Origin of the sequence: Acinetobacter sp. V89_7 (assembly GCF_029967895.1) — a bacterium.
Taxonomy (GTDB): Bacteria; Pseudomonadota; Gammaproteobacteria; order Pseudomonadales; family Moraxellaceae; genus Acinetobacter; species Acinetobacter soli.
The window spans coordinates 244,154-270,751 of the sequence record NZ_JASCAJ010000030.1 but is presented as its reverse complement, the minus strand read 5'-3'; the positions used below and the strand labels follow the sequence as shown (position 1 = coordinate 270,751).

The 26,598-nt window shown below is 42.7% G+C and carries 26 protein-coding genes; 10 read left to right on the top strand and 16 right to left on the bottom strand.

Annotation, left to right across the window (positions count from 1 at the left end; translation table 11 throughout):
* Positions 1-18 precede the first annotated feature (18 nt).
* From tusD to QLG00_RS11110, 4 genes are read left to right on the top strand one after another with little or no spacing between them, the layout of a single operon-like run.
* Positions 19-387: a sulfurtransferase complex subunit TusD gene (gene tusD, locus QLG00_RS11125; RefSeq protein WP_004937417.1), complete on the top strand. Its 369-nt coding sequence runs from the start codon at positions 19-21 to the stop codon at positions 385-387.
* Between the two features lie 44 nt (positions 388-431).
* On the top strand, positions 432-782 hold the full coding sequence (locus tag QLG00_RS11120) for a hypothetical protein (RefSeq protein WP_004937411.1): 351 nt from the start codon (positions 432-434) through the stop codon (positions 780-782).
* Between the two features lie 9 nt (positions 783-791).
* Positions 792-1,073 carry a hypothetical protein gene (locus QLG00_RS11115; RefSeq protein ID WP_004947233.1) on the top strand — a complete coding sequence of 94 codons (282 nt, stop codon included), beginning with the start codon at positions 792-794 and terminating at the stop codon, positions 1,071-1,073.
* A gap of 24 nt (positions 1,074-1,097) precedes the next feature.
* Entirely contained in the window at positions 1,098-1,409 is a 312-nt protein-coding gene (locus QLG00_RS11110) for a TusE/DsrC/DsvC family sulfur relay protein (RefSeq protein ID WP_004937405.1), read from the top strand.
* Positions 1,410-1,413: 4 nt separating this feature from the next.
* On the opposite strand, the gene QLG00_RS11105 is transcribed toward QLG00_RS11110, so the two are convergent.
* Complete coding sequence (locus QLG00_RS11105; protein ID WP_004937403.1) at positions 1,414-2,283, bottom strand: DMT family transporter; 870 nt, start codon at positions 2,281-2,283, stop codon at positions 1,414-1,416.
* A gap of 123 nt (positions 2,284-2,406) precedes the next feature.
* On the opposite strand from QLG00_RS11105, the gene QLG00_RS11100 reads away from it, so the two are divergent.
* Entirely contained in the window at positions 2,407-3,786 is a 1,380-nt protein-coding gene (locus QLG00_RS11100) for a PLP-dependent aminotransferase family protein (RefSeq protein WP_282470992.1), read from the top strand.
* Between the two features lie 34 nt (positions 3,787-3,820).
* Here QLG00_RS11100 and QLG00_RS11095 read toward each other — a convergent pair whose 3' ends face one another.
* The 13 genes from QLG00_RS11095 to QLG00_RS11035 form a co-directional block, all read right to left on the bottom strand.
* A complete protein-coding gene (locus QLG00_RS11095) occupies positions 3,821-4,471 on the bottom strand; it encodes an ATP-binding cassette domain-containing protein (RefSeq protein WP_282470991.1) in 651 nt (216 codons plus the stop codon).
* Positions 4,468-5,151 (bottom strand): molybdate ABC transporter permease subunit, encoded by a 684-nt coding sequence (gene modB, locus QLG00_RS11090; RefSeq protein ID WP_004947220.1) that lies wholly within the window; start codon positions 5,149-5,151, stop codon positions 4,468-4,470. Before modB ends, QLG00_RS11095 begins: the two co-directional genes overlap by 4 nt.
* A 9-nt stretch (positions 5,152-5,160) precedes the next feature.
* Entirely contained in the window at positions 5,161-5,922 is a 762-nt protein-coding gene (gene modA, locus QLG00_RS11085; protein ID WP_282470990.1) for a molybdate ABC transporter substrate-binding protein, read from the bottom strand.
* A gap of 10 nt (positions 5,923-5,932) precedes the next feature.
* On the bottom strand, positions 5,933-7,156 hold the full coding sequence (locus tag QLG00_RS11080) for a molybdopterin molybdotransferase MoeA (RefSeq protein ID WP_282470989.1): 1,224 nt from the start codon (positions 7,154-7,156) through the stop codon (positions 5,933-5,935).
* Positions 7,156-8,079 (bottom strand): bifunctional molybdenum cofactor biosynthesis protein MoaC/MoaB, encoded by a 924-nt coding sequence (gene moaCB / locus QLG00_RS11075; protein ID WP_004937388.1) that lies wholly within the window; start codon positions 8,077-8,079, stop codon positions 7,156-7,158. Before moaCB ends, QLG00_RS11080 begins: the two co-directional genes overlap by 1 nt.
* Before the next feature lie 18 nt (positions 8,080-8,097).
* Entirely contained in the window at positions 8,098-8,580 is a 483-nt protein-coding gene (locus QLG00_RS11070; protein ID WP_004937386.1) for a molybdenum cofactor biosynthesis protein MoaE, read from the bottom strand.
* A 1-nt stretch (position 8,581) separates the two neighbouring features.
* Positions 8,582-8,833, bottom strand: a complete 252-nt coding sequence (locus QLG00_RS11065; RefSeq protein WP_004937383.1) for a MoaD/ThiS family protein — start codon at positions 8,831-8,833, stop codon at positions 8,582-8,584.
* Between the two features lie 2 nt (positions 8,834-8,835).
* A complete protein-coding gene (gene moaA, locus QLG00_RS11060; RefSeq protein WP_282470988.1) occupies positions 8,836-9,855 on the bottom strand; it encodes a GTP 3',8-cyclase MoaA in 1,020 nt (339 codons plus the stop codon).
* A gap of 277 nt (positions 9,856-10,132) precedes the next feature.
* Positions 10,133-10,759: an NTP transferase domain-containing protein gene (locus QLG00_RS11055; protein ID WP_282470987.1), complete on the bottom strand. Its 627-nt coding sequence runs from the start codon at positions 10,757-10,759 to the stop codon at positions 10,133-10,135.
* On the bottom strand, positions 10,756-13,545 hold the full coding sequence (locus tag QLG00_RS11050; RefSeq protein WP_282470986.1) for a nitrate reductase: 2,790 nt from the start codon (positions 13,543-13,545) through the stop codon (positions 10,756-10,758). The genes QLG00_RS11055 and QLG00_RS11050 overlap by 4 nt, the downstream gene beginning before the upstream one ends.
* Positions 13,546-13,560: 15 nt before the next feature.
* Positions 13,561-15,183, bottom strand: a complete 1,623-nt coding sequence (gene nirD / locus QLG00_RS11045) for a nitrite reductase small subunit NirD (protein ID WP_282470985.1) — start codon at positions 15,181-15,183, stop codon at positions 13,561-13,563.
* Positions 15,184-15,195: 12 nt separating this feature from the next.
* Positions 15,196-17,739, bottom strand: coding sequence for a nitrite reductase large subunit NirB (nirB, locus tag QLG00_RS11040; RefSeq protein ID WP_282470984.1), 2,544 nt, complete (start codon positions 17,737-17,739; stop codon positions 15,196-15,198).
* Positions 17,740-17,778: 39 nt separating this feature from the next.
* Entirely contained in the window at positions 17,779-19,125 is a 1,347-nt protein-coding gene (locus tag QLG00_RS11035) for an MFS transporter (protein ID WP_282470983.1), read from the bottom strand.
* A 442-nt stretch (positions 19,126-19,567) separates the two neighbouring features.
* Between QLG00_RS11035 and QLG00_RS11030 the strand changes: the two genes are divergently transcribed.
* The 4 genes from QLG00_RS11030 (at position 19,568) to fdhD (ending at position 24,533) form a co-directional block, all read left to right on the top strand.
* Positions 19,568-20,158, top strand: coding sequence for an ANTAR domain-containing protein (locus tag QLG00_RS11030; protein ID WP_282470982.1), 591 nt, complete (start codon positions 19,568-19,570; stop codon positions 20,156-20,158).
* A gap of 1 nt (position 20,159) precedes the next feature.
* Complete coding sequence (locus QLG00_RS11025; protein ID WP_282470981.1) at positions 20,160-21,182, top strand: ABC transporter substrate-binding protein; 1,023 nt, start codon at positions 20,160-20,162, stop codon at positions 21,180-21,182.
* 149 nt (positions 21,183-21,331) lie between these two features.
* Positions 21,332-23,722, top strand: coding sequence for an FdhF/YdeP family oxidoreductase (locus QLG00_RS11020; protein ID WP_282470980.1), 2,391 nt, complete (start codon positions 21,332-21,334; stop codon positions 23,720-23,722).
* Entirely contained in the window at positions 23,709-24,533 is an 825-nt protein-coding gene (fdhD, locus tag QLG00_RS11015) for a formate dehydrogenase accessory sulfurtransferase FdhD (RefSeq protein WP_282470979.1), read from the top strand. Before QLG00_RS11020 ends, fdhD begins: the two co-directional genes overlap by 14 nt.
* 11 nt (positions 24,534-24,544) lie before the next feature.
* Here fdhD and QLG00_RS11010 read toward each other — a convergent pair whose 3' ends face one another.
* Together QLG00_RS11010 and QLG00_RS11005 are read right to left on the bottom strand one after the other, a co-directional pair.
* Complete coding sequence (locus tag QLG00_RS11010; protein ID WP_004937361.1) at positions 24,545-24,742, bottom strand: DUF2536 family protein; 198 nt, start codon at positions 24,740-24,742, stop codon at positions 24,545-24,547.
* 318 nt (positions 24,743-25,060) lie between these two features.
* Positions 25,061-25,840, bottom strand: coding sequence for a phosphodiester glycosidase family protein (locus QLG00_RS11005; RefSeq protein WP_282470978.1), 780 nt, complete (start codon positions 25,838-25,840; stop codon positions 25,061-25,063).
* A gap of 154 nt (positions 25,841-25,994) precedes the next feature.
* Here QLG00_RS11005 and QLG00_RS11000 point away from each other — a divergent pair, with 154 nt between their 5' ends.
* Positions 25,995-26,534 carry a lecithin retinol acyltransferase family protein gene (locus QLG00_RS11000; protein WP_004947175.1) on the top strand — a complete coding sequence of 180 codons (540 nt, stop codon included), beginning with the start codon at positions 25,995-25,997 and terminating at the stop codon, positions 26,532-26,534.
* Positions 26,535-26,598 lie beyond the last annotated feature (64 nt).

The window sequence follows — 26,598 nt, the reverse complement described above, 5'->3', positions numbered from 1 at the left end:
GGCTACAGTGAAATTTCAATGAGTACATTAGTTTTAATTACTGCTGCACCGACATCGGTTCATGCATGGCATGCACTTGGTTTAGTTCAGGCACTTCAGGACAAAAATGAAGTGTTCCGAGTGTTCTTTTATCAAGATGCTGTTCATGTTGCAAACGATTTGCAGTGGGTGCCCGATGATCAGCGTCGTTTGACTCAAGAATGGCAAAAGCTCTCAATACGACTCCCTGTTTGTGTTAGTGCTGCACTAAACCGTGGAATTACAGATGAAGAAAATGCTAAACGCCATCAACTCACGCATTACAACTTGGCTCAAGGATTTGAACTGGTTGGTTTAGGTGAACTTGCAGATGCCGTAGAATCTTCTACACGTCTAATTCAATTTTAAGCAGCTTTTTATTTCTAGAGTGTTGCTTTTAAAAGGTATATTGTGTGAAATCTGTACTCGTTATTTTAACCCAGTCTAATTTAAGTCAGTTACAGGTCAACGAAAGCCTGTCTGCGACGATGGTTTTAGCCACTTTTGGCTCTAATATCAGCGTTTTACTTCAAGATGCAGCCCTAACGCTGTTAAAAGAAGACCAAAGCTTTGATCAGCTCATTCATGCCTTTAAACCCGCTTCAAGTATGCTGGAAAGTTTTGAATTTTATGACTTAACGCCCATTTTAGTTGAATCAAAATATCAGCAACATGCGTTTGTTAGAAATTCTTCACAAGACATCGAGTTTGTCGAATTCAATGCAAGCCTGATTCAATCCTTTGATTATGTTTTATATTGGTAATTTCCAAAGATGAACAACACAATTTACCTCATACAAACTTCTTTTGCATCGACTGCTTCTGCTTTAAATAAAGTACAACAGGTCTTTGTGGAAGGTGATCAAATCGTGATCATGGGCGAAGCATTGTCGGCACTCACCAGCGAGAATATGCGTTCTTTTCAGTCGTATTACTGTTTAAACAACGAACGGACTCTTTTAAATCCTGATCTTAGTTCCGCTATAATTCCCCTAGATTACAGTGCATTTGCGGACTTAGTTTTGCAATACAAACGTAGTGTATCTTTTAAATAATTTGATTTTCGCTTAGGCTATTTTATGCACTTAGATCTTGATCAAGATGGACATCTTGTCGATTACACCATTTGGAATAAAGACGTGGCTCAAGAGCTTGCTCGTTCTTTAGATCTTGAATTGACTGAATGGCACTTTAACGTTTTAAATGCAGTCCGCCAGTTTTATCAACAGTTCGGACACTCTCCTGCAACGCGTCCTCTGATCAAATATCTAATGAAAACGGTAGATGCCAATATTGATAATGCAGTGTTACAGCAAGCATTCAAAACAGGTCTTGTTGCACGCCATTTAAGCCGTTTGGCTGGTATTCCAAAACCTGCTAATTGCTTGTAATCGATTAGGCAAATTTCTTGGCAGATGCCACACAACAAATGACGCCTGCTGTGATAATAAGCATGTTGGCACTAATTGGTTCATGTAATATCACCGCTGCAAGTGCTAGGCCCATAAAGGGTTGCAATAATTGCAATTGCCCTACACTTGCAATACCGCCTTTTGATAAACCATAGTACCAGAAGAAAAATCCGATCAGCATGCTGAAGATCGAGATGTATAAAACAGCTACCAGACCAGATAAAGTCAATTTATCTAGTATTTCACTAGAATAATTATAGATCGTTACTATGAGCATTACAGGTAATGAAATAACCAGCGCCCAGCAAATGACCTGCCATCCCCCTATTTTTTTCGCTAGATTCGCCCCTTCAGCGTATCCAAATCCGCATAGTATAATTGCACAAAGCATATATAAAATCCCAAAAAAGCTTTGCGTATTCAGCGATATATCTAACAAAATATATAAAACAACCAATCCGCTTCCAAATAATGAAAACAGCCAAAATGTCAGTTGAGGTCGCTCATTTGAACGCAGGACTGCGAATATGGCAGTGCTTAAAGGAAGCAATCCTATAAATACAATCGAAAAAGCCGCACTAATATGTTGCAGTGCTAATGCTGTAAATAACGGAAATCCCACAACAACACCAACCGCGACATATACTAAATTCCCGCAATCACGTTTTGATGGTCGCTTAGCTTTTAAGATTTTTAACAAGACCATAGCAACAATACCCGCAATAACAGCACGAATTCCTGTTAAAAACCATGGATTAAAATCCATAACAGCAATACGTGTTGCAGGTAAAGATCCGGAAAAGATTACAACACCGATTAAACCACTTAACCAAGCTAAAAATTGAGAATTCATGATGACATCACATTTTATAGAATGTCTTTTTATAAACTTATGTTAAGTTGGTACAAAGATACAGTGCAGTACAATTTATAAAAACTGTACTGGATTAAAATTCAATACAGTAATTGGTTTAACATGACTAAAATTGAACACGTAATACGTTATATCGATTCTGAACTTAAAAGTCGCCGGCTCACACCAGGTATGCGACTACCATCTGTTCGACAACTGGCCAAACAGCTTGATTTTTCTGTATCTACAATTGTTTGTGCTTATGAGCGGATGTTATCTACTGGCCAGATAGAGTCTCGTGCAGGCTCTGGATTTTTTGTTAGCGCACCACTAGAACCTTTAAAGCTTTCAAATATGGAGCCGATACAGGTTAAACACCTTGATCCACTTCGGCTATCCCGCGAACTCTTAGAAGCATCTCCATCATTAATAAAGCCGGGATGCGGCTGGCTCCCAGATAACTGGATGCCTCATGAAGCTTTAAGAAAAGCAATCCGTGACGTTTCTAAAGAATCGACCTTTGAATTGATGAATTACTCCTCGCCATTAGGGTTTAATTTGCTACGTGAATTATTGGCAAGACGCTTGCAAAGTAAAAGTATATTTGTAAGTCCAGATCAAGTTTTGCTGACCGATTCAGGTTCATATTCAACCGATCTACTTTGTCGTTTTTTACTCAAACCGGGTGATACTGTTTTAGTTGATGATCCTTGTTATTTTAACTTTAAGGCGTTACTTAAGGTACATCAAGCCAAAGTCATCGGTATTCCATATACTACAGGTGGCCCAAATATTGAGGCCTTTCAGCAAGCCATCATAGAACATCAACCGCGGTTATATATTACGAATTCAGGTATTCATAATCCTACAGGCGCTATGCCTTCATCTGCGACGGTTCATCAACTGGTTTCTTTAATTACACAAGCGAATATGATTGTAATTGAAGACGATATTTTTTCAGATTTTGAAAATAAACACTCACCTCGCTTTAGCGCACTTGACGGCCTTACAAACAGTATTTACATCGGCAGCTTTTCCAAAACATTATCAGCTTCATTACGCTGCGGCTATATTGTGGCAAAACCTGAGTGGATTAATGATTTAATTGATCTCAAAATTGCTACAAGTTTCAGTCATAATAATTTTTCAGCACATGTTTTGTTTAAGGTGCTCACAGATGGAAAATACCGTAAGCATCTTGAGCAGCTGAATACACGTTTGGCAAATGCTATGGACATATCCATAAATACACTTGAACAAATGCAAATTCGCCCATGGATAAAACCACAAGCAGGAATGTTTCTATGGTGTGAGTTACCTGCTTATATTGATCTTCATCGACTACAACAGTATTGCACAGAGCAAGGTGTCGTTCTTGCTTTAGGTGAAGCGTTTAGCACATCAGGTTTATTCAAGCAATTTTTAAGATTTAATGTCGCTCAATGTGTTCATTACGATGTATTTAAAGTATTACAAGCAGGTTTACTTGCATCAAAACTTTAATCGACTTATATGAATGATTATTTGATTGACTGACTTATGTATCGCTGTACTGCAATATCCCCCGTTCCATAGTCACAATGGGCGCATTGAGATAATCCAGCTCTTCTGGATGATGTGTAACATAAATGATCGGAATATTTAATTGCTGCTTAAGCTCGAACAAAAAAGGCAAAAGCTGATTTTTTAGGTGTCGATCTAAACCTGTGAGCGGCTCATCAAGCAATAAAAGTTCTGGAGAAGCCAGTAAAGCGCGCCCAATCGAGACTCGCTGTGCCTCCCCACCAGAAAGCTGTAAAGCTTTACGGCTAAGCAATGCATCTAGGCTGAGTAACTTTACAATCTGCTCAAAACTGAATTTTTGCGGACGCTTCTTATTAAACCGCAATGCATATTCAAGATTTTGTCTTACGTTTAAATGTGGGAAAAGCTGCGCCTGTTGGAAAATCAGTCCAATATGACGTTGGTGCGTAGGTACAAATTGCTGCTCGGCTGTATTGACCAAAACACGCTCATTGAAAGAGATCTCACCGTCATGAGGCTTCAAAACTCCCACCATATTTTTTAAAAACGTACTTTTTCCAGAACCAGACGGGCCTAGAATCCCGAGTAAGGTATGCCTTAGTGTTAAATCAACATGAAGCTGAAAATCACGCTGGACGTAATTAAAGTGACAGCACAGATTCATGGCGTTAACCTTTGCTGATAACGTTTTAAAATAAGATGATTGGCCACCAGTGCAGCAAACGCCAAACCTACGGAGAGTAGTACTAAACGCATTGCCATGCTTTCGCCATCCGGTTGTTGTAGTAACGAATAAATTGCGATGGGTACAGTGCGTGTTTCATCTGGAATATTGCCCACAAAGGTAATAGTGGCACCAAACTCCCCAAGACTGCGACTAAAACACAAAATACTTCCAATGAGCACACCGGGTAAGGCAAGTGGCAAACTAATCGAAAAAAAAGCCTGAATGGGGCTTGCCCCCAAGGTCTGTGCAATTTGTTCAAGTTGCTGATTAATCAATTGAAAAGACAAACGAATCGGTTGAACCATCAGTGGGAAAGCCACCACCATCGAGGCAATGACTGCGCCTTTCCAGTTAAATGCCAGTTGAATCCCCCATTCACTTAAAAACTGCCCCAAAATGCCGCGGTTACCAAATAAAATCAGCAGTAAATACCCCAATACCACGGGTGGTAAAATCATAGGTAATTGCAAAAGAGATTCGAGTATAACTTTTAGGCGAAATTCATATCGAGCTAAGATCCACGCCACAAAAATAGCAAAAGGTAGATTCACCAAAGTGGCAAACAAGCCCACTTTGGCAGATAAATATAAGGCAGAGATTTCTTCAGGTGTGAGCATGTAGAACGACTATTTCAACTCACTAAAACCGTAACGGGTAAAAATGGCTTTTGCTTTGGGATTTTTAAGCATGAAATGTTCAAATTGGGCCGCTTCCCGATTACGTTCACCTTGTTTGGTGAGCGCCGCAGGATAAACAATTGGATCGTGTGTTTTTGAAGGGAATGTTCCAATAATCTTAACTTTTTTACTGATTAATGCATCGGTTTGGTAAACAATTCCAACATCGCATTCACCGCGTTCAACAAAGGCCAAAGCTGAACGTACATCATCTGTCCCAACAATACGTCCTTGCAAAGGTGTATACCAGCCTAAAGCCATCAAGCTTTGTTTGGCGTATTTGCCTACAGGCACAGATTCCATTTGACCAGTACATAAATGGCCTTTAAATGCATTGGCAAAGTTAAATTGTTTGGTGGGACCAAAAGGTACATCCATGTCCATCGGCGTGATGGCCACAAGCTGATTGCCGAGTGTATTTTTTACCTTACCTGACGATATAAACTGAGTCTTAACTAAATATTTCATCCAGTCTGTATCGGCAGAAAAATAAATATCTGCTTTTGCACCACTCTCGATTTGTTTAGCTAGCGCCGATGATGCACCAAAAACAGTCACGACATTGGTTGATGGATGCTGCTGTTTGTAAAGCTTGGCAATATCAGTCACTGCATTAGTCAAACTTGCCGCCGCATAGACTCTCACCTCACCTGCCGAAACGTGTAAAGCACCAAGACAGAAAAGCGAAAATACAGCGATTTTTTTTATCATGATTGGCACCTTATATTCGTATTGCAGAGACGAGCGTTCCCACTTCTGGACTTATATCCGCTGGTACACGAACCAGACAGTTCGCATCCATTAAGTTACTTAACATATGTGACTGTTGATTGGCAAGGTTTGAAGCACTTAGCTCACCAGCATGAAGCTCCAGTTTCATGCGCATAAAGCGCTCACGCTTATCGGCTTTAAGCGGTTGTGCAAGCTTAACCTCAAACCAATCGATATTTTGATTTTGACCTTGCAGCGCATCGATGAGCAGACGCGTATATACTTGCATACATACGTACACGGCGGCTGGATTGCCCGGTAGCCCGAGTAAATAACATGCATGCTGATCTTGTTGATATTTGGCAAAAAAGATCGGTTTACCGGGTTTTTGTTTGACTTTCCAAAAGATTTCTTTAAATCCAACCTCAAAAGCACAGGGCCGAACAAAATCATAATCCCCTACAGACACACCACCTGTCGTCACAATCACATCATAGTGATTTTTAAGTCGAGCAAACAATTCACTGAGTGCCTTCGCTTCATCATGAATGTGTAAAATTTCAACTTGTATATGTCGCTCTTGAAACCACGCCTTAATTAGCGGACCATTGGCATCATAGACATGTGCACTACTTAGGCTATTTTGCTCAGTAGCAACTTCATCACCTGTAATTACTACGACGACTTTAGGCTGACGATATACATCAACCTGCTGAACTCCCGCCATGCTCAACGCGGCTAAAGGCCCGGTCTTAAGATATTGATCTTTATTGGCTACCTGCTGCCCCAAAGCCAACTCTTCACCTTGGCGTCTGATGTCGATGTTGTCCTGAAGTGTTTCTGTAATCTGGATTCGATGATCATCGAGCCGATGTACAATCTCTTGACGCGCAATCGTCGTACATCCCTCTGGAAGTTTACCGCCAGTAAAAATACGCGCAGCCTGACCTGCTTTCAAAACCAGATCACTGCTTTGCCCTGCGCGTATTTCACCTATAAGCTCAAAGCATTGGTTCTTTTCAATGATATCACTCGCACACAGCGCATACCCATCAACAGCACTTTGATCAAAACTTGGTAGATTCACTGGCGAATGAATTGGCTGTGCCAGATATCTACTTAGGCTATTTTGTAGTTCAATGTTTTCCGTGCCAAGTGGCTTGACCGTATTTAAAATATGATCAATTGCCTCATCGATACTGATTAGACCTTTTTCATGGCCACATGCGGACATTATTCATAACCTCCCGGATGTGGAAGATCACGGCATACATCAAAAATATGCACAATTGCTGGCAATAAAGCAGCCATTGTTTCAGAAGCACCACCACGGCTACCCGGGAATGTCATCACCAATGAACGATCGATAAAACCTGCAACTCCACGCGACATTGCTGCATACGGTGTACGGCGCTGACCAAATGCACGTGCAGCTTCCATCAAGCCATCGAGCTTACGTTCAAGTAACGGCTCTAGGGTGTCGACTGTAATGTCTCGCTTGCCTATTCCTGTACCGCCCACTGTAATAACACATGCATAGGATTTGGTTAACTCAAGAACCAGTTCTTTAAGCTGTTCAGGCTCATCTGGCAAAATTTGGTAATGAATAGGCGTAAAGCCAGCTTCGGTTAAACTCTCAACCACAGACTTACCGGCAGTATCTGGTTTTTTGCCAGAGGCTACAGTATCTGACAATACAATTACCGCCGCAGATACAGCTTGGCGAAGTGTACGCTTGAAATGCGATTTACCGCCTTTTTTCTTTAAGAGCTTGCACTGATCTAACACCAAATCTTCTGGCTCACAGTGCGGTTTAAGCATATCGTACAGGGTTAAACCGGCAATACTTGCGGCTGTGAGTGCCTCCATCTCTACGCCCGTTGGGCCGATGGTTTCTACTGTGGTTAGAATCTCAACAAAGTTTTCATGTAACTCGTAATCGACTTCGGCACGATATATAGGCAATGGATGGCAAAGCGGAATCAGCTCATCGGTACGTTTTGCGGCCAAGATACCTGCAATGCGTCCTGTTTTTAGTGCATCACCTTTTTCGGTATTTCCCTGACGAAGTAATTCAATACAATGTGGTGGTGCATACAAAATAGCTTGAGCTTCGGCAATACGATAACTTTCCGGTTTCATGCCTACGTTTTTCATTAAAAATCCCGTTTTAAATTAGTGCTGGTGTTCGTGATGATGTGAATGATCGATTTGATCATGATGATGATCTTTACGGATACAGCATCCTTCGACAAATTGACTGCTGCCATCGGTATAAAACTCTTCTTTCCAGATTGGCACTTCATGTTTTACACGCTCTACCGCCTCTTCACAGGCCGCAAACGCTTCACGGCGATGCGGCGCATAGGCCACGGCAATAATTGCCATTCCACCGATATCTAGCTGCCCTATACGATGAATAACCCGTACATATGCAGCGCCGTGCTTATTCATGATGTCTTGTTCAATCTGACGAATCATTTTTTCTGCAACAGGCGTATAGGAGGTATATTTCAGCCCACTCACAGCACGACCATTGTGATGGTTACGTACCGTTCCCTGAAAAATACCAATACCACCACAAGCAGGAAAATCGGATATCGGATCAAAACTATCCAGTGTTAAGTCAACCGATTGCACGCGTTGAAATTCTTTCATATCAGCCTCCTGCTACAGGTGAAAGTAAGACCAAGGTACAATTTTGGCTTAAGTAGGTTTGACGCGAAATAATATCTTCACCAATTGCACAGGCACAGCGCTCAATGGCCTGTGTCGCATCTGGATATTGATGAGTAATATCATTTAAAACGTCAGAAACAAGCACTGTATCTGAATAATTCAAAACGATCTGGGAGGGTATTTTTCTTTGTATGGCACCATAACCTTCAATCGTGACGTTTAAGGCCGACATTGTTATCCTCCAATCATATGCATGGTAATTTTTCGTGTGTGTGTGTTTAAGCTATGAAAGCCTTTGGCTTTATTCCAGATATAGCTCGAGGTTTTATCATAGAGTTCTGTCAGTGTCCGATCTTGATCATACCCTTGAACCAATTCGTTTAGTAATGGCTTGAGATCAATGCCCTTAGGCGCAAATAGGCAGTTATACAGCTCACCTTGAGCTGTTAAACGAATTCGATCGCATTGTCCGCAAAAAGAGTGGGTAATAGTTGAGATGACACCCACGTCATAATTTTGATCTAAACGAAAAAGCCGTGCTGGCTCACTGTGTTGCTCTAGCGCTTCAATTGAATACGTTTTAGAGAGTACCTCTAAAATCTCTTGCTCTGACACTACAGCAGCGTTCGACCAGTGCTGATCACCATCAAGTGGCATAAACTCGATAAATCTGAGCGGAATATGTTGCGATTTGGCCCACTGGACTAAAGGTAAAATTTGATCGTCATTTTTACCCTTCATGAGCACGGTATTAATCTTAAATTTCAAACCTACGGTTTGCGCTGCCTTGATACCTTCTAAAACAGGCAAAATTGGCTTTTTGGTCAGCGTCATAAATTGCTCTGGATCGAGACTATCTAGACTAATATTGAGATCATCTAAACCTGCATGTTTAAGGTCTGATGCATATTTCTTTAAGTAATGGGCATTGGTGGTGATCGAAATACGCTTTAAACCTTTTGCCCGTAGCGATTGCAAATCACGTATAAAGTGCACCACGCCTTGGCGCATCAGTGGTTCACCGCCAGTAATCCGAATATTTTCAATTCCGTTTTGCACCATAAAGCGACAAAACTCAAAAAGTGCCTCAAAACTTAGCAAGTCATGCTTTTTGATCCACTCTGGATGTTCTGGCATACAATACAGGCATTTGAAGTTACAACGATCTGTAACGGAAATACGTAGTTTCCGTTTATGACGCCCATATTGATCTTTAAAAGGTGGCGTCATCAGATCTTGTGTTTCATGCTTCATTGTATGCACTCATAATTAAAACTTCGAGATGACCCTTACACAGCGCTATTGCACGTTGATAATTCTATAATGACTCATGATGTTGATTTTAAAAAGCAAAAATATTTCAAAAAATGATCAAAATATGCTTCCTTGCACCATTACTCATCAGTGACAATCCAATTTACTAACAAAAATCAGACCTGTCTTGCATTTTTTTGTTCGCTTCAGGATAAATGTAATAATGATTATCTAAACTCACATATATTCGTTTAAGCGAATTTACGGCGGGATTTGATTAAAACTCGCTCTGCTTTAGCGTATTCAGCTGCTGGTATTGTTGTAACTCGTCTAATGAATTGATGCTATGAAAAAATAAGCGATGTTTTCTAAAATAAGCCACCTGCGCATGTAAGTCTGTTAAGGCTCTTTTCATGCTCAATTGATTTTTGTCTAAGTGATTCTTAATGACCGATGCACTTGATCGCTTCATCAGGCAAAATGGATACAGCGCTGTGCCATTAATGGCCACATAACTCATCATCGCACGTGGATCTTGATTTAAAGCATGATGCAATAAAGACACAACCTTGCTGGGAATGTAGGTAATATCACACGGTACAAAAAGCACATAATCCGATGCCACATGATTCCAAGCACTGTATATGCCCATCATTGGTCCTAAAAAGCCATGCTGATGATCTTCATAACTACGTGTTTGTGGCAAAATCTGACGGTACAAACTGGCATCTCGATGGCTATTCACCCAGATCTGATGAATATCGTGCTTTAAGCGCTCATAAATTTTCAGCAACTGAATCTGATCATCAAAGTTTTGTAATAACTTATTGACCCCGTTCATACGACGGGCCTGTCCACCAGCCAAGATGACCAAATCGGTTTGTGGATATTTGCTCACGCTCACGCATCGATCTCCTGTTGACAAGCTTTAATTAAACCTCGTATTTCGGGTAAACATGATCCACAGTTTCCGCCTGCTTTAAGGCATGCTGTCACTTGTTTTTCATGCACTATGTTTTGCGCCTTGATGGTATCCACTATTTTGTTTTTTCCTACCTTAAAGCAACTACAGACCAATGGGCCATCATTGTTACGCACATTAATCGGCATGCCTGCAAGTAAAGCTTTACGATGCAATGCACTGAGGCGTTCACGCTTAAACAACGCTGCAACCCAGTCACGGTCGGGTAACATCTCTAACGGCGCAATATACAAGCTTGCAATCAATATACCGTCTTTTAACACCACACTGTGCGAGAGTTGTGTACTCGGATCACTTAAATTTAACCATTCGTAGGATGCATCATCAAAAGGTAAAAATGCTTTTAAGTTGTTTTGAATATCTTCTATTCGGGAACGATCCGCAATCTCGTATCGAATCACTTTGGTCATTTTGACCTTTGTCCACCATGCCAACTGTTGAAGCTGCGATACCATAAGATGCTCCATACCTTCACGTACAAACAAGCATCCTTGCCAATGCGTATAAAATGGCTGCAACATTACAGGCGTATGTTTAAACTCAGGTTCTCCTGAAATCGCATCGACCACAGGATTGACCACTTTGCCAATACGTGCATCGGAAGCATGTTGCTCGCTCCAGTGTATAGGAACAAAAATCTGACCACGGCGAATACTGTCTGAAACACTCAAGCGCAATACACAACTGCCCCACTGTGATTTCACTTCAATCAGACTGCCATGCTGTACACCGTACTTGAGTGCATCTTGAGGGTGTATTTCACAATAGGGTTCTGCACGATGTGACGTTAAATGCGCAGAAAGTGCTGTACGGGTCATGGTGTGCCATTGATCACGAATACGCCCTGTATTTAAAATCAGCGGAAACGCTTTAGATGGCGCATGCACAGCATCTATAGCAGGTGTGGCAATAAACTTCGCCTTTTGATTGCTATGGCTATACACCCCAGATTGGAATAACTGCTGCTGATTGATTGCCTTGTCATTCTCATTAGGATTATGCAAGACTGGCCATTGGATCGGTTTAAGCTCGTTATAGGCTTTTGCAGATAAACCGACTAACCCAGAAAGATTAAAGTAACGAAAGACACTATTTTCAGTTTGAATATTCGTTACTAAGTTGGCTGTGGCTGATAACCGGGCATGCTCATCAAAAATTTCAGCAGCAGATTGAAATTCAAACCCATCAAACTGCATTTTTTTTGCGACCTGACACACGGCCCACCAATCAGCTTTGGCCTGTACAGGTGCATCTAGAAAGGCGCGCTGTCTGGAAATACGGCGTTCAGAATTGGTCACTGTTCCGTCTTTTTCTCCCCAACCGAGTGCCGGCAACAAAAAATCGGCATAAGCAGTGGTATCGGTGTATTCACTGATATCCGATACCACAACCAGTTCACAGGCTTCTAATGCACGTTTGACCTGATCAGCATTGGGTAAGCTCACTACCGGATTAGTGGCCATAATCCAGATGGCTTTAATTTTGCCTTGCTCAATTGCCTGAAATAAATCGACCGCTTTTAATCCCGGCTGAGTCGCAATAGATGGACTATTCCAAAATTGCTGAGTGATTTGCCGATGTAAAGGCTGTTCAATTTCCATATGTGCGGCCAGCATATTGGCCAAACCGCCGACTTCACGCCCGCCCATGGCATTTGGCTGCCCTGTCATCGAAAACGGCGCAGCACCCGGCCGACCAATTTTTCCAGTGAGTAAATGACAGTTGATAATTGAATTGGCTTTATTCACCCCTTGTGAGGATTGGTTCACGCCCATAGAAAACAGCGTCATCACTTTATCTAAGCGAGCAAACAATGCATAAAACTGTTCGAGTTTGTCGAGTGAGATCCCGGTCTTTTCTGCCACGTCGTTTAAATTGGCTTGAGCCAGACTAGCATCTAACGCATATTGCAGCTGATCGGTATGCGCATTTACAAAAGCATGATCGGTGTGATCGTGTTGATACAAATACTGTAATAGGCCATTAAATAATGTGACATCCTGACCCGGTAATATCGGCAAATGTAAGTCTGCTTGCTCGCATGTTGCAGTATAACGTGGGTCAATTACCACAACTGTAAGGTCACGCTCTGCTTTGGCTTGCATAATCCGTTGGTACAAGACCGGATGACACCATGCAGTATTCGAACCCACCAGTACCACCAGATCGGTCTGCTCAAAATCGGTATAACTGGCAGGCACCAGATCTTCACCGAAACTGCGTTTATGCGCCGCTACTGCCGACGACATACATAAACGTGAGTTGGTATCGATATTGGCTGTGCCCAAGTAGCCTTTTACAAACTTATTCACCACATAGTAGTCTTCAGTTAAGAGTTGCCCCGACACATAGAACGCCACACTGTCTTTACCGTGTTCATCGATACAGGCTTGAAAGCGTTTTGCAATTTCATCAGTCGCATGCTCCCATGTGGTGGCATGGCGGGCTGCACCACGCCCCGACATAGGTTGTAACACACGTGTTTCCAAACCCAGTGTATCGGCCAAACGACTCCCTTTGATACATAAGCGACCAAAATTAGAAGGATGTGTTTCATCTCCAGTCACCGAGATTTTGTTACCCGATTTGGTTTCTTCAACTGTCGCGGTCACGCCACATCCTACACCACAATATGGACATGTGGTTTGGGTATGACGGATTAAGTTGGATGTATCACTCTGGAGTTGCACAAGGGGAATCGTATTCATGGCGGCTCCTTCAGATTAACCTGCTTTTCTTAGTGCAAAATCACGACCAAACAGCAATTTGTTTCGAATTGAGCCAATTGGAGTCTGATCTGCAATCAGTTCTGCATACCATGAACCATCTTCAGTATCACCAAACAAGACGGCGCCGATAATCTGGTCGTGTTGAATGATGATACGCTTGTAAATCTGACGCTTTTCGTCATTTAAAATGATGTCTTCATAATCATCTTGTGGCTGAAAATTACCGGCAGAAAATACATCCACGCCACTGACTTTTAACTGGGTGGGCACAGTCGGCGCTTTAAAGGTTAAGCTGCCATGTTCTGCTAAATGGCTGGCACAGATAAAGGCCTGCCCCCAGAGTGGCTCGACCAAACCAAAGGTTTGACCACGGTGCTCAATACATTCGCCGACGGCATAAATACTCGGATCGAAGGTTTGCATGGTGTCATTGACCAATACGCCACGATTACAACGCAGTCCGGCTCGTTGGGCCAGCTCAATATTTGGGCGGATACCTACCGCAAACACCACGAGGTCAGCATTGAGTAAAGTGCCGTCGCTCAAGCGTAGCTGCTGAACATGACCATGTTCATCGCCAATTAAGGCCTCGGTATTGGCTTGAGTAAGGATACGAATTCCCTTGTGCTCGATACTGCCTTTAAGTAGCTCGCTGGCTCGCTGATCGAGCTGTCGATCCATGATTCGATCCATCAAATGCAGCACAGTCACCTGCATTCCACGTTGCTTTAACCCATACGCAGCTTCAAGGCCCAGTAAGCCACCTCCGATCACAATGGCGTGAGTTTTGCTTGATGCGTAATCCACCATGGTGTTGACATCATAGATATCACGAAAGCTGATGACGCCTTTGAGTTGATTCCCCTGTATCGGTGGAATAAACGGTTTTGATCCTGTTGCAAGAATCAAACGGTCGTAGTCGACGATCTGGCCTTGTTGTGTTGTCACTTGTTTACGGGTTCGATCAATTTTCACAGCCGGATCGCCCGCAATAAATCGCATTTGACGCTCTTGATACCACGCATGCGAATGCAACATGATGTCTTCTACCGTTTTTTCACCCGATAAAACAGGCGAAAGCATGATGCGGTTGTAATTGCCCCATGGCTCTTCACCAATCACGGTAATTTCATAGCGCTCGGCATTCATATCCAGTAAATCTTCTAGGCAGCGCATACCTGCCAAGCCATTTCCGACCAATACCAGCTTCAGTTTTTCTTGCGCAGTTCCGTTGTTGGTAATGTACGTCTTTTGCGCTATGGGCGAAACATAAACCCGTCCTTGTTCGACTTTGGTTGGAAATACCAATAGTCGTTGGTCTTTATCTTCCAGACAGCGACCTGTGGCCAAGCTAAAATGCTGCTTATAGATTGGAGATGCGACAACACGCTCACCTTGTAAGTCGCCAATAATCCCGCGAGACATCACATTTGCGCCACTAAATGGATCGGTATTACTAAGAGCATACACTCGTTGCTCGTGTCCCACACGAAATAGTGCAATCTGCTGCTTGTGAAGAAGCGCACCCACCCCCGTATTGGGCGTAATATCATTTAATGCGCAAATCTCGATCCATTCTGCATCATTCACTCGATTTAAGGCTTTTAAACTGGTCATGTGTTTGTCTCCTTATGCTTCAACCATGGGAATACGATCTTCATGACGCTCGCTGTTTTTAAGCGGACGGATCTGACCTCGTTCTTGGGTAAACTGAATGTGTGGATCGTGTTGCTCTTTTTGGTTGATGAACGTCTGGAAACGTTTGCGTACTTCAGGATCTTCCACAGCTGTACGCCATTCGTCCTGATAAGTATTGATCACATGCGACATACGGTGCTCTAGCTCGTCTGCTACACCCAGTGAATCTTGAACAATAACCGCTTTGAGATAATCTAGACCACCTTCCATGTTGTCGCGCCATACACTGGTCCGCTGTAAACGATCTGCGGTTTGAATGTAAAACATGAAGAAACGGTCGATATAACGAATCAATGTATCGGTGTCTAAGTCCGAAGCCAGTAATTCTGCGTGACGTGGTTTCATTCCGCCATTACCGCACACATAAAGATTCCAGCCTTTTTCTGTAGCAATGACGCCGACATCTTTCCCTTGGGCCTCTGCACACTCACGAGTACATCCAGAAACTGCCATTTTTAATTTATGTGGAGAGCGCAGGCCTTTGTAACGATTTTCAAGAAAGATTGCCAAACCAACCGAATCATCCACACCATAGCGACACCATGTGCTGCCTACACACGATTTGACCGTGCGCAGCGATTTACCGTAAGCATGACCCGACTCAAAACCGGCAGCAATCAATTCTTCCCAAATCAATGGCAACTGATGTACCTGCGCTCCAAACATATCCACACGCTGACCACCGGTGATCTTGGTATAAAGATTATATTTTTTGGCGATTTGCCCGACTGCAATTAACCCATCTGGAGTAACTTCACCGCCCGCCATGCGCGGTACAATCGAATACGAGCCATCTTTTTGAATATTGCCCAAATAATAATCGTTGCTGTCTTGCAAACCTGCATGGGTCGGTTTTAAAACAAAATCGTTCCAGCATGAGGCTAAAATATTGGCAACCGTCGGTTTACAGATATCACAGCCTAATCCATGACCGTGCTGATGGATCAGATCATCGAAGGTTTTGATTTCATTGACACGAACCAAGTGATACAGCTCTTGGCGCGAATAAGCAAAATGCTCACAAATGTGGTTATTCACCGTAACGCCCTGACGCTGTAACTCTGATTTAAGTACTTGTGTCACTAAAGGGGCACAGCCACCGCAAGCTGTAGCTGCTTTTGTACATTTCTTTAATGCACCTAATGATGTCGCGCCGTCTTCAATGGCCTGACAGATATCGGCTTTAGACACATTATTACATGAGCAAATGGTTGCACTATCTGGAAGTAAGTCGACGCCACTGCCGCCTGCCTTAGCCGCACCGGATTGAGCATATCCCGGCATAATCAAGCTTTCGGGTTGATCTGGTAAATCCAGACCGTTAAGCATCATTTGTAATAAATCATTGTACTCTTTGGCATCGCCCACCAATACGGCGCCAAGCAGTTTGGTTTTTTGAGCATTGACCACAATTTTCTTATAAATGAGTGCGTCTTCATCGGCATAAAAATAGCTCAACGCATCGGGTGTCATGGCATGTGCATCACCAATCGATGCCACATCTACCCCCATCAATTTGAGTTTGGTACTCATATCAGCGCCAGCAAAGCCATGAGTACTTTCATCCAGTACATGTTTGGCAGCTATACGCGCCATATCATACCCCGGCGCAACAAGACCATAAATTTTGTTGTTCCAAAGCGCACATTCACCAATTGCATAAATATTTGGATCTGAAGTTTGGCAGTATTGATTAATCTTGATACCGCCTCGTTCACCTACAGCAAGCCCAGACGCTTTAGCTAATTCATCACGTGGACGAATACCAGCTGAAAACAAAACAATATCGGTTTCAAGTGAGCTACCGTCTGCAAACTTCATCACATGATGACTGGTTTCACCCTCTTCAATTGACTGCGTAGCCTTTTGCGTATGAACTTTTACCCCCAAGTTTTCAATTTTACGGCGTAGTACCTTGCCACCTAAGTCGTCGATTTGTACCGCCATCAACCGCGGCGCAAACTCGACCACATGTGTTTCAAGATTTAAATCGCGTAATGCCTTGGCGGCTTCAAGCCCCAATAAACCGCCACCAATCACCACACCAGATGTAGCCTTCAAGCTTGCAGCACGAAGTGCATCTAGATCTTCAATGGTGCGATACACAAAACAGTTTGAACGGTCATTTCCAGCAATTGGTGGTACAAATGCATAAGATCCGGTTGCCAAAATGAGTTTGTCATAAGCAATGACATCACCAGCAGATGTGGTCACTGTTTTTTCAACAGGATTAATTGCGGTTACGCGAGTATTTAAACGTAAATCGATACCATAAGCATCGGCAAAATCCATACGTGCAAGAGAAAGGTCTTTGGCACTTTTACCGCTAAAGTATTCGCTTAAATGCACTCGGTCATATGCGATTCTCGGCTCTTCGGCCAAAATGGTGACTTCCATTTCATCATCTGCTTTTTCCATCAAGCTTTCGATAAATTTGTGCCCGACCATACCGTGGCCAATCATGACAAGTTTCATGGGTATTCTCCGAATAGATATAAGATAGGTCAGTTCTGGTTATGCAAGGTTGTTTCGTTCAAGAACGGCTTGCTCAAAAAGACGCTGTTCTTTCACCTTATGCTCGACCGAAAAACGAATCAGCATCACAAAACCTGCTGCCACCACCACCAGACCACCTAACACCATCAAACAGGTTTGAATATCCACCATGCCTTTTAACAAGAAACCCGCTGCCACTGCGCCAACATTACCGCCAGCACCAATGATGCCTGCAACACCACCCAGCGCGTCACGATCGATAAACGGAACCAATGCATAGGTTGCACCACATGCCATGTGGGTAAACAGTGCAAATATGGTCATACTTAAAATCGCCAGCATCGGAGTATTCATTTGAGAGAATAAAACCAGAAATAAACCTTCACACAAAATCATGACAAAAAGTACTTTCGTGCGACCATCGAGGCCTTTTTTCATGGCTACTTTATCGGACACAATGCCACCGAGTGCGCGGGCAAATAAAGCCAGCAAACCAAAGATACCCGCTGCAAATCCAGCTTCCTTAAGGCCAAAGTTAAAGTTGTTGACGTAGTACATGGCTACGATGTTATGAATAAAGATTTCAATACCAAAACACGCCGCATAGGCACCAAATAAAATCCAGACGCGATAGTTACGTGCAGCATGCATCAAAATCGCCATACCGCCTTTTTTATCGCTCCCGACTGCAACTCCTTGTGCGCGAAGTTCTTTAAAATTACCTTGTGGGCAGTCTTGGGTCAGTTTCCAGTACAGCAGGCCTACAATCACCATCATCATACCCGGAACCAGTAAGGCCACACGCCAGCCCATGCTTTGCTCTACGCCAAACATCACCAGTGCAGCAAGCAAAAGCGGCATTAACGCTTGTGTAGCACCACCACCCGCATTTCCCCAGCCCGCAGTGGTGGCATTGGCCGTACCCACTACATTTGGAGCAAACATGATACTGGTGTGATATTGGGTAATAACAAAGCTTGCCCCGATGGCACCAATGAGTAATCTAAAGAATAAGAAGGATTCATAACTGTTTGCGGCAGCGACACCAAAAACAGGAATACTGCCAATCAGCAATAAAGCAGTATAGGTTTTACGTGGGCCGTATTTGTCACATAGCGGCCCGACAATAAGGCGAACCAAAATGGTAATCGCAACGGCGGCAATATTGATATTGGCAATCTGATCTTTAGTGAGGTGAAATTCACCTGCAATCACCGGCATAAGTGGTGCACATGCAAACCAAGCAAAAAAACAGACAAAAAAAGCGAGCCAACTCATATGGAAGGCTCGCATCGTTGGAACTTTAAAACTAAATAGATTTATTTTCGTCGCTTTTTTTGCTGTTAAATCTAAATTTGAAGACATGGCCTTCTCCTGAACTGAACGTAATATGGGCTAAACAGCTTGCGCTGTATTGGCAATCGATCAGAACGGACGTCGTTGGCCGTCTTACAAATTTTTTAAAACAGAGTCGTCTTTGACTCAGTAATATCTATGCAAAGCATGTGCCAGTTTTTCGTTTTATGCTTTTTTTATTTAAAAATCGTTTCTTTAAGCTCGCTTTTTGATGGCTCACCTTTTTAAACAAGAACAACAGTCGATTTTTGCTTCTTATTTAACGAATAATAGTCGGCACATGCGTCATGACGAGACGCCAATGCACCACAACAGATCACTTCATAAGATCGAAGTACAAATAACCATCAAATTTTACTCTTTTTAAGGTGGCACTTATCTTGCTATGCAATTTTTCAATTATTTTCGCTTACACTGTTTCGCAAATGCGAAAAATTATGCCCTACGACCTATGCCAAAATTAAAAATTGCATTGATTGATGACGATATTGAACGCGCTGAATTTGTTCAACAAAACTTGCGTGCGCATGATTTTGATGTGGTGGCATGTCTACCACTAGACCACATGAATACATTTAAGCTTGAAAATCTTCAGGCCGATGTCATTTTGCTGGATATGGATCATCCACATCGTGACATTATTGAAAGCTGCGTCAGTCACTTTGATTTGCCTACAGTACTCTTTACCAAAAACAGCAACAAAGAAACCATTAAACAGGCCATCGATGCCGGTGTAACTGCCTATATTGTGGATGGTATTGACCCTGCACGCTTGGAAATCATTCTTGAAATTTCGATTGAACAGTTTAAAAAGCATAAGCAGCTCGAAAGCGATTTAAAAGAAACCAAGCTCAAGCTAGCCGACCGAAAAGATATCGAAAAAGCCAAAGTGCTTCTGATGCAGCTTCACAGCCTGACCGAAGACACCGCATTTCAGTTACTACGCAAAAATGCCATGAGTCACCGTATCACGATCGGTGAAATGGCACGGCGGCTGATCGATGCCCAGCAATTACTCAATAGCCAGTTAAAAGAGGACTAACATGAGCCACTTGGAAAAAACACAACTGCATATTGGCTATATTCCTTTACTGGATTGTATTGCACTACTTTGGGCAAAACAGCGCGGTTTTTTTGATGACTTCGGACTTGATGTTACTTTGGTTAAGGAAGCCTCGTGGGCAAGTTTGCGAGATCGTCTGGCTTTTGGCATTTTAGATGCCGCACATTGTTTATCTGCCATGCTCCCTGCTGCGGCAGTAGGCGAAGACCAAATCGGTATTCAGCTCAAAACACCTTTAGTTTTAAGTATTAATCGTGCCTATATCAGCTTAAGCCAGAAGCTCAGTCATGATTTACACATTCAACCCGCAGATACGCCGTTTCAATCGGCACACAAACTGGTACAGCATCTTCATGCAGGATATCCGGTTCATCTGGCGCATGTGTTTAATCATTCGATTCACCACTATTGCTTAAGAGAATGGATTGCACTTGCAGATCCAAGTGTGGCACAAGACATTGTATTAAAAACGCTACCGCCACCGTATATGGTCGAGGCAATTTCTTCTCATGCCATAGACGGTTTTTGTGTAGGTGAACCATGGAATACCCAAGGTGAAGTCGAAGGTGTGAGCCAAATTGTAGCGCACAGCCGCGATATTGTTCCCGAAATTGCAGATAAAGTATTGGCAGTCACGCATGAATGGGCATCACATCATCCAAATACCTTATGTGCACTTACTGCTGCTATTCTCAAGGCTCAGCGTGAGCTTGAAATACTGGAGGACTTCAAACCGGTCTGGCAAATGCTCATCGACTTTAATGTAATTCGCTTTCAATGTAACGAAGAGATTCATGTACAGAAATACCATGCTCTAGAAAAAATTATTCGACATTTGGTTCTAGACCATACAGCGCCAAAACAAAGCGATATGCAATGGTTATTTGAACAAATGCAAACTTGGCAAGGTTTGAATCTAGAGCAGACAGCACTACAGCGCTTGAGCATGCAATGTATCGATTTAAAAAGTCACATGGCAGCAAGACAATTACTTGAAGACTAACGTACATTTTATTCGACACAAACAAATTAATTAACAGCAGATCAAAGGGTTAGTTTGTTGATTGTGTGTGCATTCGTTACAAATTTTAGCAACGATATGTTAAAAATGGATTTAGTATGAAAACTTAGCAAAAGCATCAGGACGAGGATATGGACAGCAGAGAAAAATTGGCAGATGAAAATAATCCAAACTATGCCCGTATTGAACCATACGATCAGCCTGCTGGTGGTTGGGGCGCATTACTCAGTGTTGCACGTAATCTGAAGCGGCAAGAAACGTTTAAAAAAGGTTCGATTTCTCTGCTCAATATTAACCAGCCGACCGGATTCGACTGTCCGGGCTGTGCATGGCCAGAAAAAAAAGATACGCAAACTTTTAACTTTTGTGAAAACGGCGCCAAAGCTGTGGCATTTGAAGCCACCAGTAAGCGCGTAACGCCTGAGTTTTTTGCAACGCATACTGTAAGCTGGCTATCTGAACAAAGTGATTTCTTTTTGGAAGACGTTGGGCGTATTACCGACCCGATGCGATACGATGCCGCAACAGACAAATATGTGCCAATCTCTTGGGATGATGCGTTTCAACTGATCGCCAAACATTTGCAAGCGCTCGACAACCCTAACGAGGCTGCCTTTTATACTTCTGGACGCGCCAGTAACGAAGCCGCCTTTTTATACCAACTTTTTGTACGTAGCTTCGGTACCAACAATTTTCCAGATTGCTCCAATATGTGTCATGAGCCGACCAGTGTGGGCTTAAAAGATGCCATTGGTTTGGGTAAAGGCACTGTAACGCTAGACGACTTTGATCTGGCCGATACGATCTTTAGTTTTGGACATAATCCGGGGACCAATCACCCGCGTATGCTCGCAACATTACGAGAAGTGTCTAAACGAGGAGGCACCATTGTTGCACTCAATCCGCTTAAAGAACGCGGACTAGAACGTTTTCAAGACCCGCAAGCCCCACTTGAAATGATGACCAACGGCAGCACGCCGATCAGTCGCTATTATTTCCAGCCGAGTATTGGGGGGGATTACGCGATTATGTTTGGTTTGTTAAAACATACCCATGAATGGAACAAACAAGCCGTGGCACAAGGAAAGCCAAGTTTATTCGATCAAGCATTTATTGAGGAGCAAACGATTGGTTTTTCAGAGATGCTTGCCGAGCTGGATCGTACCGAATGGGCAGAGATTCATCGTTATACTGGCTTGAGCCCAGACCACCTTGAAGCGCTCGCCAAGCTCTATATTCAATCTGAGCGCCCAATCTTTTGCTGGGGAATGGGCATTACCCAACATCGACATGGTACAGCCAACGTTCATTTACTTGCCAACTTGGTGTTATGCCGTGGCTTGCTGGGTAAGCCGGGTGCAGGGCTCGCACCCATTCGTGGGCATAGTAATGTACAGGGCGATCGTACGGTAGGCATTAATGAGCGTCCGGCACCTAAACTACTCGATAGCTTAGATCGCGTGTTTGGAATAAAAAGCCCACGTGAAAACGGATTGGGCGTCGTCGAAACCATCAAAGCGATGGCCGATGGCCGCGTAAAAGTCTTTATTGCCCTCGGTGGCAATTTTGCAGTTGCGACACCCGACAGTCATTTTACTCAAGATGCACTACGCAAGTGTAAACTCACCGTACATATTACCACCAAGATGAATCGAAGCCATTTGGTGTGCGGTGAAGATGCCTTGATGCTGCCTTGTTTGGGACGTACTGAAGTTGACATGCAAAAACACGGACCTCAAGCGATCAGTGTTGAAGATTCGATGAGTAATGTGCATTTATCTTCGGGGCCAAATCAGCCTATTTCATCTGATCTATTGTCTGAACCAGATATTGTGGCACGCATTGCAGAAGCGACACTCAAAGAAACACCTGTTCAATGGCGCTGGTACATTGAAAACTACGATCGTATCCGCGATGCGATTTCAGAAGTGTTTGATGAATTTCATGATTTCAATAAACGCGTTTATCAGCCGGGTGGTTTTCATCTCGAACATCCAGCAAATAGCTACACATGGAATACTGCCAGCGGTAAGGCACAGTTTATCATTTCACCACTCAGTGAAATTTATGCCGATAAAGAACACCAGTATGCCGATGCCTATCCAGATGCAAAAGTGTATACCCTGATGACTACCCGTTCTCACGATCAGTACAACACGACATTGTACGGTCTTGATGATCGTTATCGAGGTGTTTTTGGTCAGCGCCGTGTTTTGTTTATGAATGAACAGGATATTCAAGCATCTGGTTTCAAAGCAGATCAGTGGGTCGATATCGAAAGTGTGTTTTCCGATGGTCAAAAACGTATTGTGAAAAGCTTCCGTATTGTGCCATATAACGTACCTGTCGGTAGTTTGGCTGCGTATTATCCTGAAACTAACCCTTTAGTTGCCTTAAGTAGCCACGATAAACACGCCCGGATTCCTGCATCGAAAAGCATTCCAGTGATTTTACATGCGGGTCAACCACCTGAAAACTTTAATCTGGCGGCAGAAGTCGATCCCGAACATGCCAATGGATGAATCTAATCAAATCGACGCCTTGAGAGAATCCATTTTTTCTCAAGGCCATCAATCGGTTTCGGTGACACGCTATCGCCATCATGAAATTAGTACGGGTTTAGACGAAGTGGTTGAAGAATATCCCGTTGCTTTAATTTATAACGGTATATCACATGCCGTGATGATGGTGACTCCCGTCAATCTGGATCTGTTTGCAATTGGCTTTAGTCTGAGCGAAGGCATTATTCAGCATGTACGTCAGATTTATGATCTAGACATTGAGAAAAGTCCGCTGGGTTATCAAATACACATCACCATTGCTTCTGAAGCTTTTGCACAATTAAAAGCACATAGACGTTCTTTGATTGGTCAAACCGGTTGTGGACTTTGCGGTATTGAAAGTCTGCAACAAGTGGATGCGTCTTTAGCAAAAATTACCATATCTGCTCCTACAGAGTGGCTGTCATTGATTCCCGCAGCCATGATCTCGCTACAAAAACGACAGCCCATTAGTGCCGTGACTGGTGGTGCACACGCAGCAGCATGGGTGTGTGAAGGTGATGTACTTATGGTGTTTGAAGATGCTGGCCGGCATAATGCATTAGATAAACTGATTGGCTATTTGATCAAGCATAAGATTCCATTAAACCAAGGCTTTGTCGTCATGACCAGCCGTGCAAGTTATGAACTGGTTAAGAAATGCATCCAGCTTGATATCTCATTATTGGCCACTATTTCTGCACCAAGTACACTGGCTATAGAAACAGCTAAGCGTTCAGGTCTGACTTTGGCAAGCTTTTGTCGTAATGAGCGCTTTTCAGTTTATACCTAAACTTGATGCGGCTATTCGCCCTCATGTTTTAGGTCATATGCCACTATTGCGGTGTAATGATAAAAATCTTCATGGGATGCAACATAAGCATGGCTAATCGATTTAATTTCGACACGCCTGTTTTTACTGTATTCGTATTCAATCCAGTGATTGATATCGGTTTCAAGTTTACTAAACACTTTGGTTTCAAAAATTTTAACCTGTTGCATCACTGTTCACTCCTTAAACGGTTTTAATGCGTTACATGCCATTCATTTTTAGTTTCTTGTTACATGTTTATTCTTGCTGATGTTTTTAATCCATAAGAGCCTCTTTACACTATCTTAGCATGCCGATTAATGCAGTGATACTTTCACTTCATCAGATCATAAGGGAGGCAATACAATTAACATAAAACACAAAAAACGTGATTTACTTTACATTTAACATTTCATGCGTATAATTCATCAAACTTATTGATCCCTAATTAATGAGTAAACAGAAAGCCCGACTTGAGCGAGTTCGGGCTTTCTTTTTTCATATCGTATTTAATGCAGATTCTTAAAATCACATTGCGCCGGATCAATCCAGGCCAGCAGAGGCCCAAGCTGTGTAATGCGATCATTTCGTTGCTGTGCGGCCCAGTACAAACTAGAAATTGAACCATCTAAATACAACGCATTATCGATTTGTAGTTCATCTTTAAAAAGCCGAGCTAGCGCATAAAAATTGACGCGATTACGCGTGATCACAAAATAAAGTTGATTGTCTTTCACACCCGCTGCATTTCGAATCTTCAAAGAATTTGAATCTGCTAAGAATTTAGAATGAATGTTTCCATTGATGACAAGCATAGGCCCCGACTGAGTCGCATATTTTGTATGAAATGCACGCTTCGTAAACTCGGATGTTGTTTTAATAATTGCTTCGCGATCATTCCAAGCCAACACACCATTGGGTTGAAGAAAAAAATTGCCATATCCATCTTGGGTATTTAAAGCAGTTCTTTGTTGATCTGCCTCAATATAAAGCCCTACAGGTTCACGGTCGCGATGATACATACCAGCATTCATTGCAAAAACCAAATGTTGGCAGGCTGGCAAACTGTTTTGTAATGCAGAAAATGAGCCGTATTTTTTGAGCGTATCTGGATCATTTAATGCCAATGATAGCTTAGATAGATCGCTCACCTGTATGACGATGGCATCAACACCGAGCTGACTGTGTATTTCTCGATAAGTAGGTGCAAGCTTTGCAAAGGCGGGAACACTCAGACACATGAATACAAATGAAAAAATATAAATCATTTGTTTCTTTTTAAATCGCATCTAAATTAGCTCCCGATTACAACTACTATGTAGTGACTCAAATGATTTGAATATAGCGTCAAAGTATTGCAGCTTTTACAATAGTGACACATTTTTTTGGTTATAATTGGGCACACCTAAGTCTATGTACAGATTTTTGTTGGTTTAGGAGCACATGCAGCGCACAAACAAACGCTATCCAATTGGTTCGCATCTTGTGGTTTATCATTTTGGATACAGTCACCATGGTATTTATGCCGGACGTGGACGCGTGATCCATTATTCAGGCTTTGCTCACCTATTTAAAAAAAAGCCGATCGAGATCACCACTTTAAGTCATTTTTCTCATGGTAAAAAAATTCATGTCCGTCACTACGAACACGCCCGATATAAAGGCCGTATTGTCGTGAGGCGGATGCGCTCACGCATGCATGAAAATCACTATCACCTCATACTCAATAATTGCGAGCATTTATGCTCTTGGGCCATTACCGGTATTGAAGACAGTCCGCAAGTTGTAAAAATGATGAATCGACTCACCACGATTGGCTATATCAGCTCAATTATGAGTTATATGAACAGTTTTTTCTTGACCATTGCGACCACCTGCTTTGCAATCGTGCTGTATATTAAAAAGAAATTGCGTGAACGTGCAAAAATGAAAGCGCCCTATCATTTACTTTTAAAAGATGAGCAAAAAAATAAGCTACCCTAAAGTAGCTTATTTTTAATCTAAAACTGTCGCACTTTACCCTGCGGGGCCTTGCGAAAAAATAAGG

Coding starts and splice junctions, on each gene's coding strand:
- tusD (WP_004937417.1), top strand. CDS start 19: ATGAGTACATTAGTTTTAATTACTGCTGCACCGACATCGGTTCATGCA.
- QLG00_RS11115 (WP_004947233.1), top strand. CDS start 792: ATGAACAACACAATTTACCTCATACAAACTTCTTTTGCATCGACTGCT.
- QLG00_RS11110 (WP_004937405.1), top strand. CDS start 1,098: ATGCACTTAGATCTTGATCAAGATGGACATCTTGTCGATTACACCATT.
- QLG00_RS11105 (WP_004937403.1), bottom strand. CDS start 2,283: ATGAATTCTCAATTTTTAGCTTGGTTAAGTGGTTTAATCGGTGTTGTA.
- QLG00_RS11100 (WP_282470992.1), top strand. CDS start 2,407: ATGACTAAAATTGAACACGTAATACGTTATATCGATTCTGAACTTAAA.
- QLG00_RS11095 (WP_282470991.1), bottom strand. CDS start 4,471: ATGAATCTGTGCTGTCACTTTAATTACGTCCAGCGTGATTTTCAGCTT.
- modB (WP_004947220.1), bottom strand. CDS start 5,151: ATGCTCACACCTGAAGAAATCTCTGCCTTATATTTATCTGCCAAAGTG.
- modA (WP_282470990.1), bottom strand. CDS start 5,922: ATGATAAAAAAAATCGCTGTATTTTCGCTTTTCTGTCTTGGTGCTTTA.
- QLG00_RS11080 (WP_282470989.1), bottom strand. CDS start 7,156: ATGTCCGCATGTGGCCATGAAAAAGGTCTAATCAGTATCGATGAGGCA.
- moaCB (WP_004937388.1), bottom strand. CDS start 8,079: ATGAAAAACGTAGGCATGAAACCGGAAAGTTATCGTATTGCCGAAGCT.
- QLG00_RS11070 (WP_004937386.1), bottom strand. CDS start 8,580: ATGAAAGAATTTCAACGCGTGCAATCGGTTGACTTAACACTGGATAGT.
- QLG00_RS11065 (WP_004937383.1), bottom strand. CDS start 8,833: ATGTCGGCCTTAAACGTCACGATTGAAGGTTATGGTGCCATACAAAGA.
- moaA (WP_282470988.1), bottom strand. CDS start 9,855: ATGAAGCATGAAACACAAGATCTGATGACGCCACCTTTTAAAGATCAA.
- QLG00_RS11050 (WP_282470986.1), bottom strand. CDS start 13,545: ATGAATACGATTCCCCTTGTGCAACTCCAGAGTGATACATCCAACTTA.
- nirD (WP_282470985.1), bottom strand. CDS start 15,183: ATGACCAGTTTAAAAGCCTTAAATCGAGTGAATGATGCAGAATGGATC.
- nirB (WP_282470984.1), bottom strand. CDS start 17,739: ATGAAACTTGTCATGATTGGCCACGGTATGGTCGGGCACAAATTTATC.
- QLG00_RS11035 (WP_282470983.1), bottom strand. CDS start 19,125: ATGTCTTCAAATTTAGATTTAACAGCAAAAAAAGCGACGAAAATAAAT.
- QLG00_RS11030 (WP_282470982.1), top strand. CDS start 19,568: ATGCCAAAATTAAAAATTGCATTGATTGATGACGATATTGAACGCGCT.
- QLG00_RS11025 (WP_282470981.1), top strand. CDS start 20,160: ATGAGCCACTTGGAAAAAACACAACTGCATATTGGCTATATTCCTTTA.
- QLG00_RS11020 (WP_282470980.1), top strand. CDS start 21,332: ATGGACAGCAGAGAAAAATTGGCAGATGAAAATAATCCAAACTATGCC.
- fdhD (WP_282470979.1), top strand. CDS start 23,709: ATGCCAATGGATGAATCTAATCAAATCGACGCCTTGAGAGAATCCATT.
- QLG00_RS11010 (WP_004937361.1), bottom strand. CDS start 24,742: ATGCAACAGGTTAAAATTTTTGAAACCAAAGTGTTTAGTAAACTTGAA.
- QLG00_RS11005 (WP_282470978.1), bottom strand. CDS start 25,840: ATGCGATTTAAAAAGAAACAAATGATTTATATTTTTTCATTTGTATTC.
- QLG00_RS11000 (WP_004947175.1), top strand. CDS start 25,995: ATGCAGCGCACAAACAAACGCTATCCAATTGGTTCGCATCTTGTGGTT.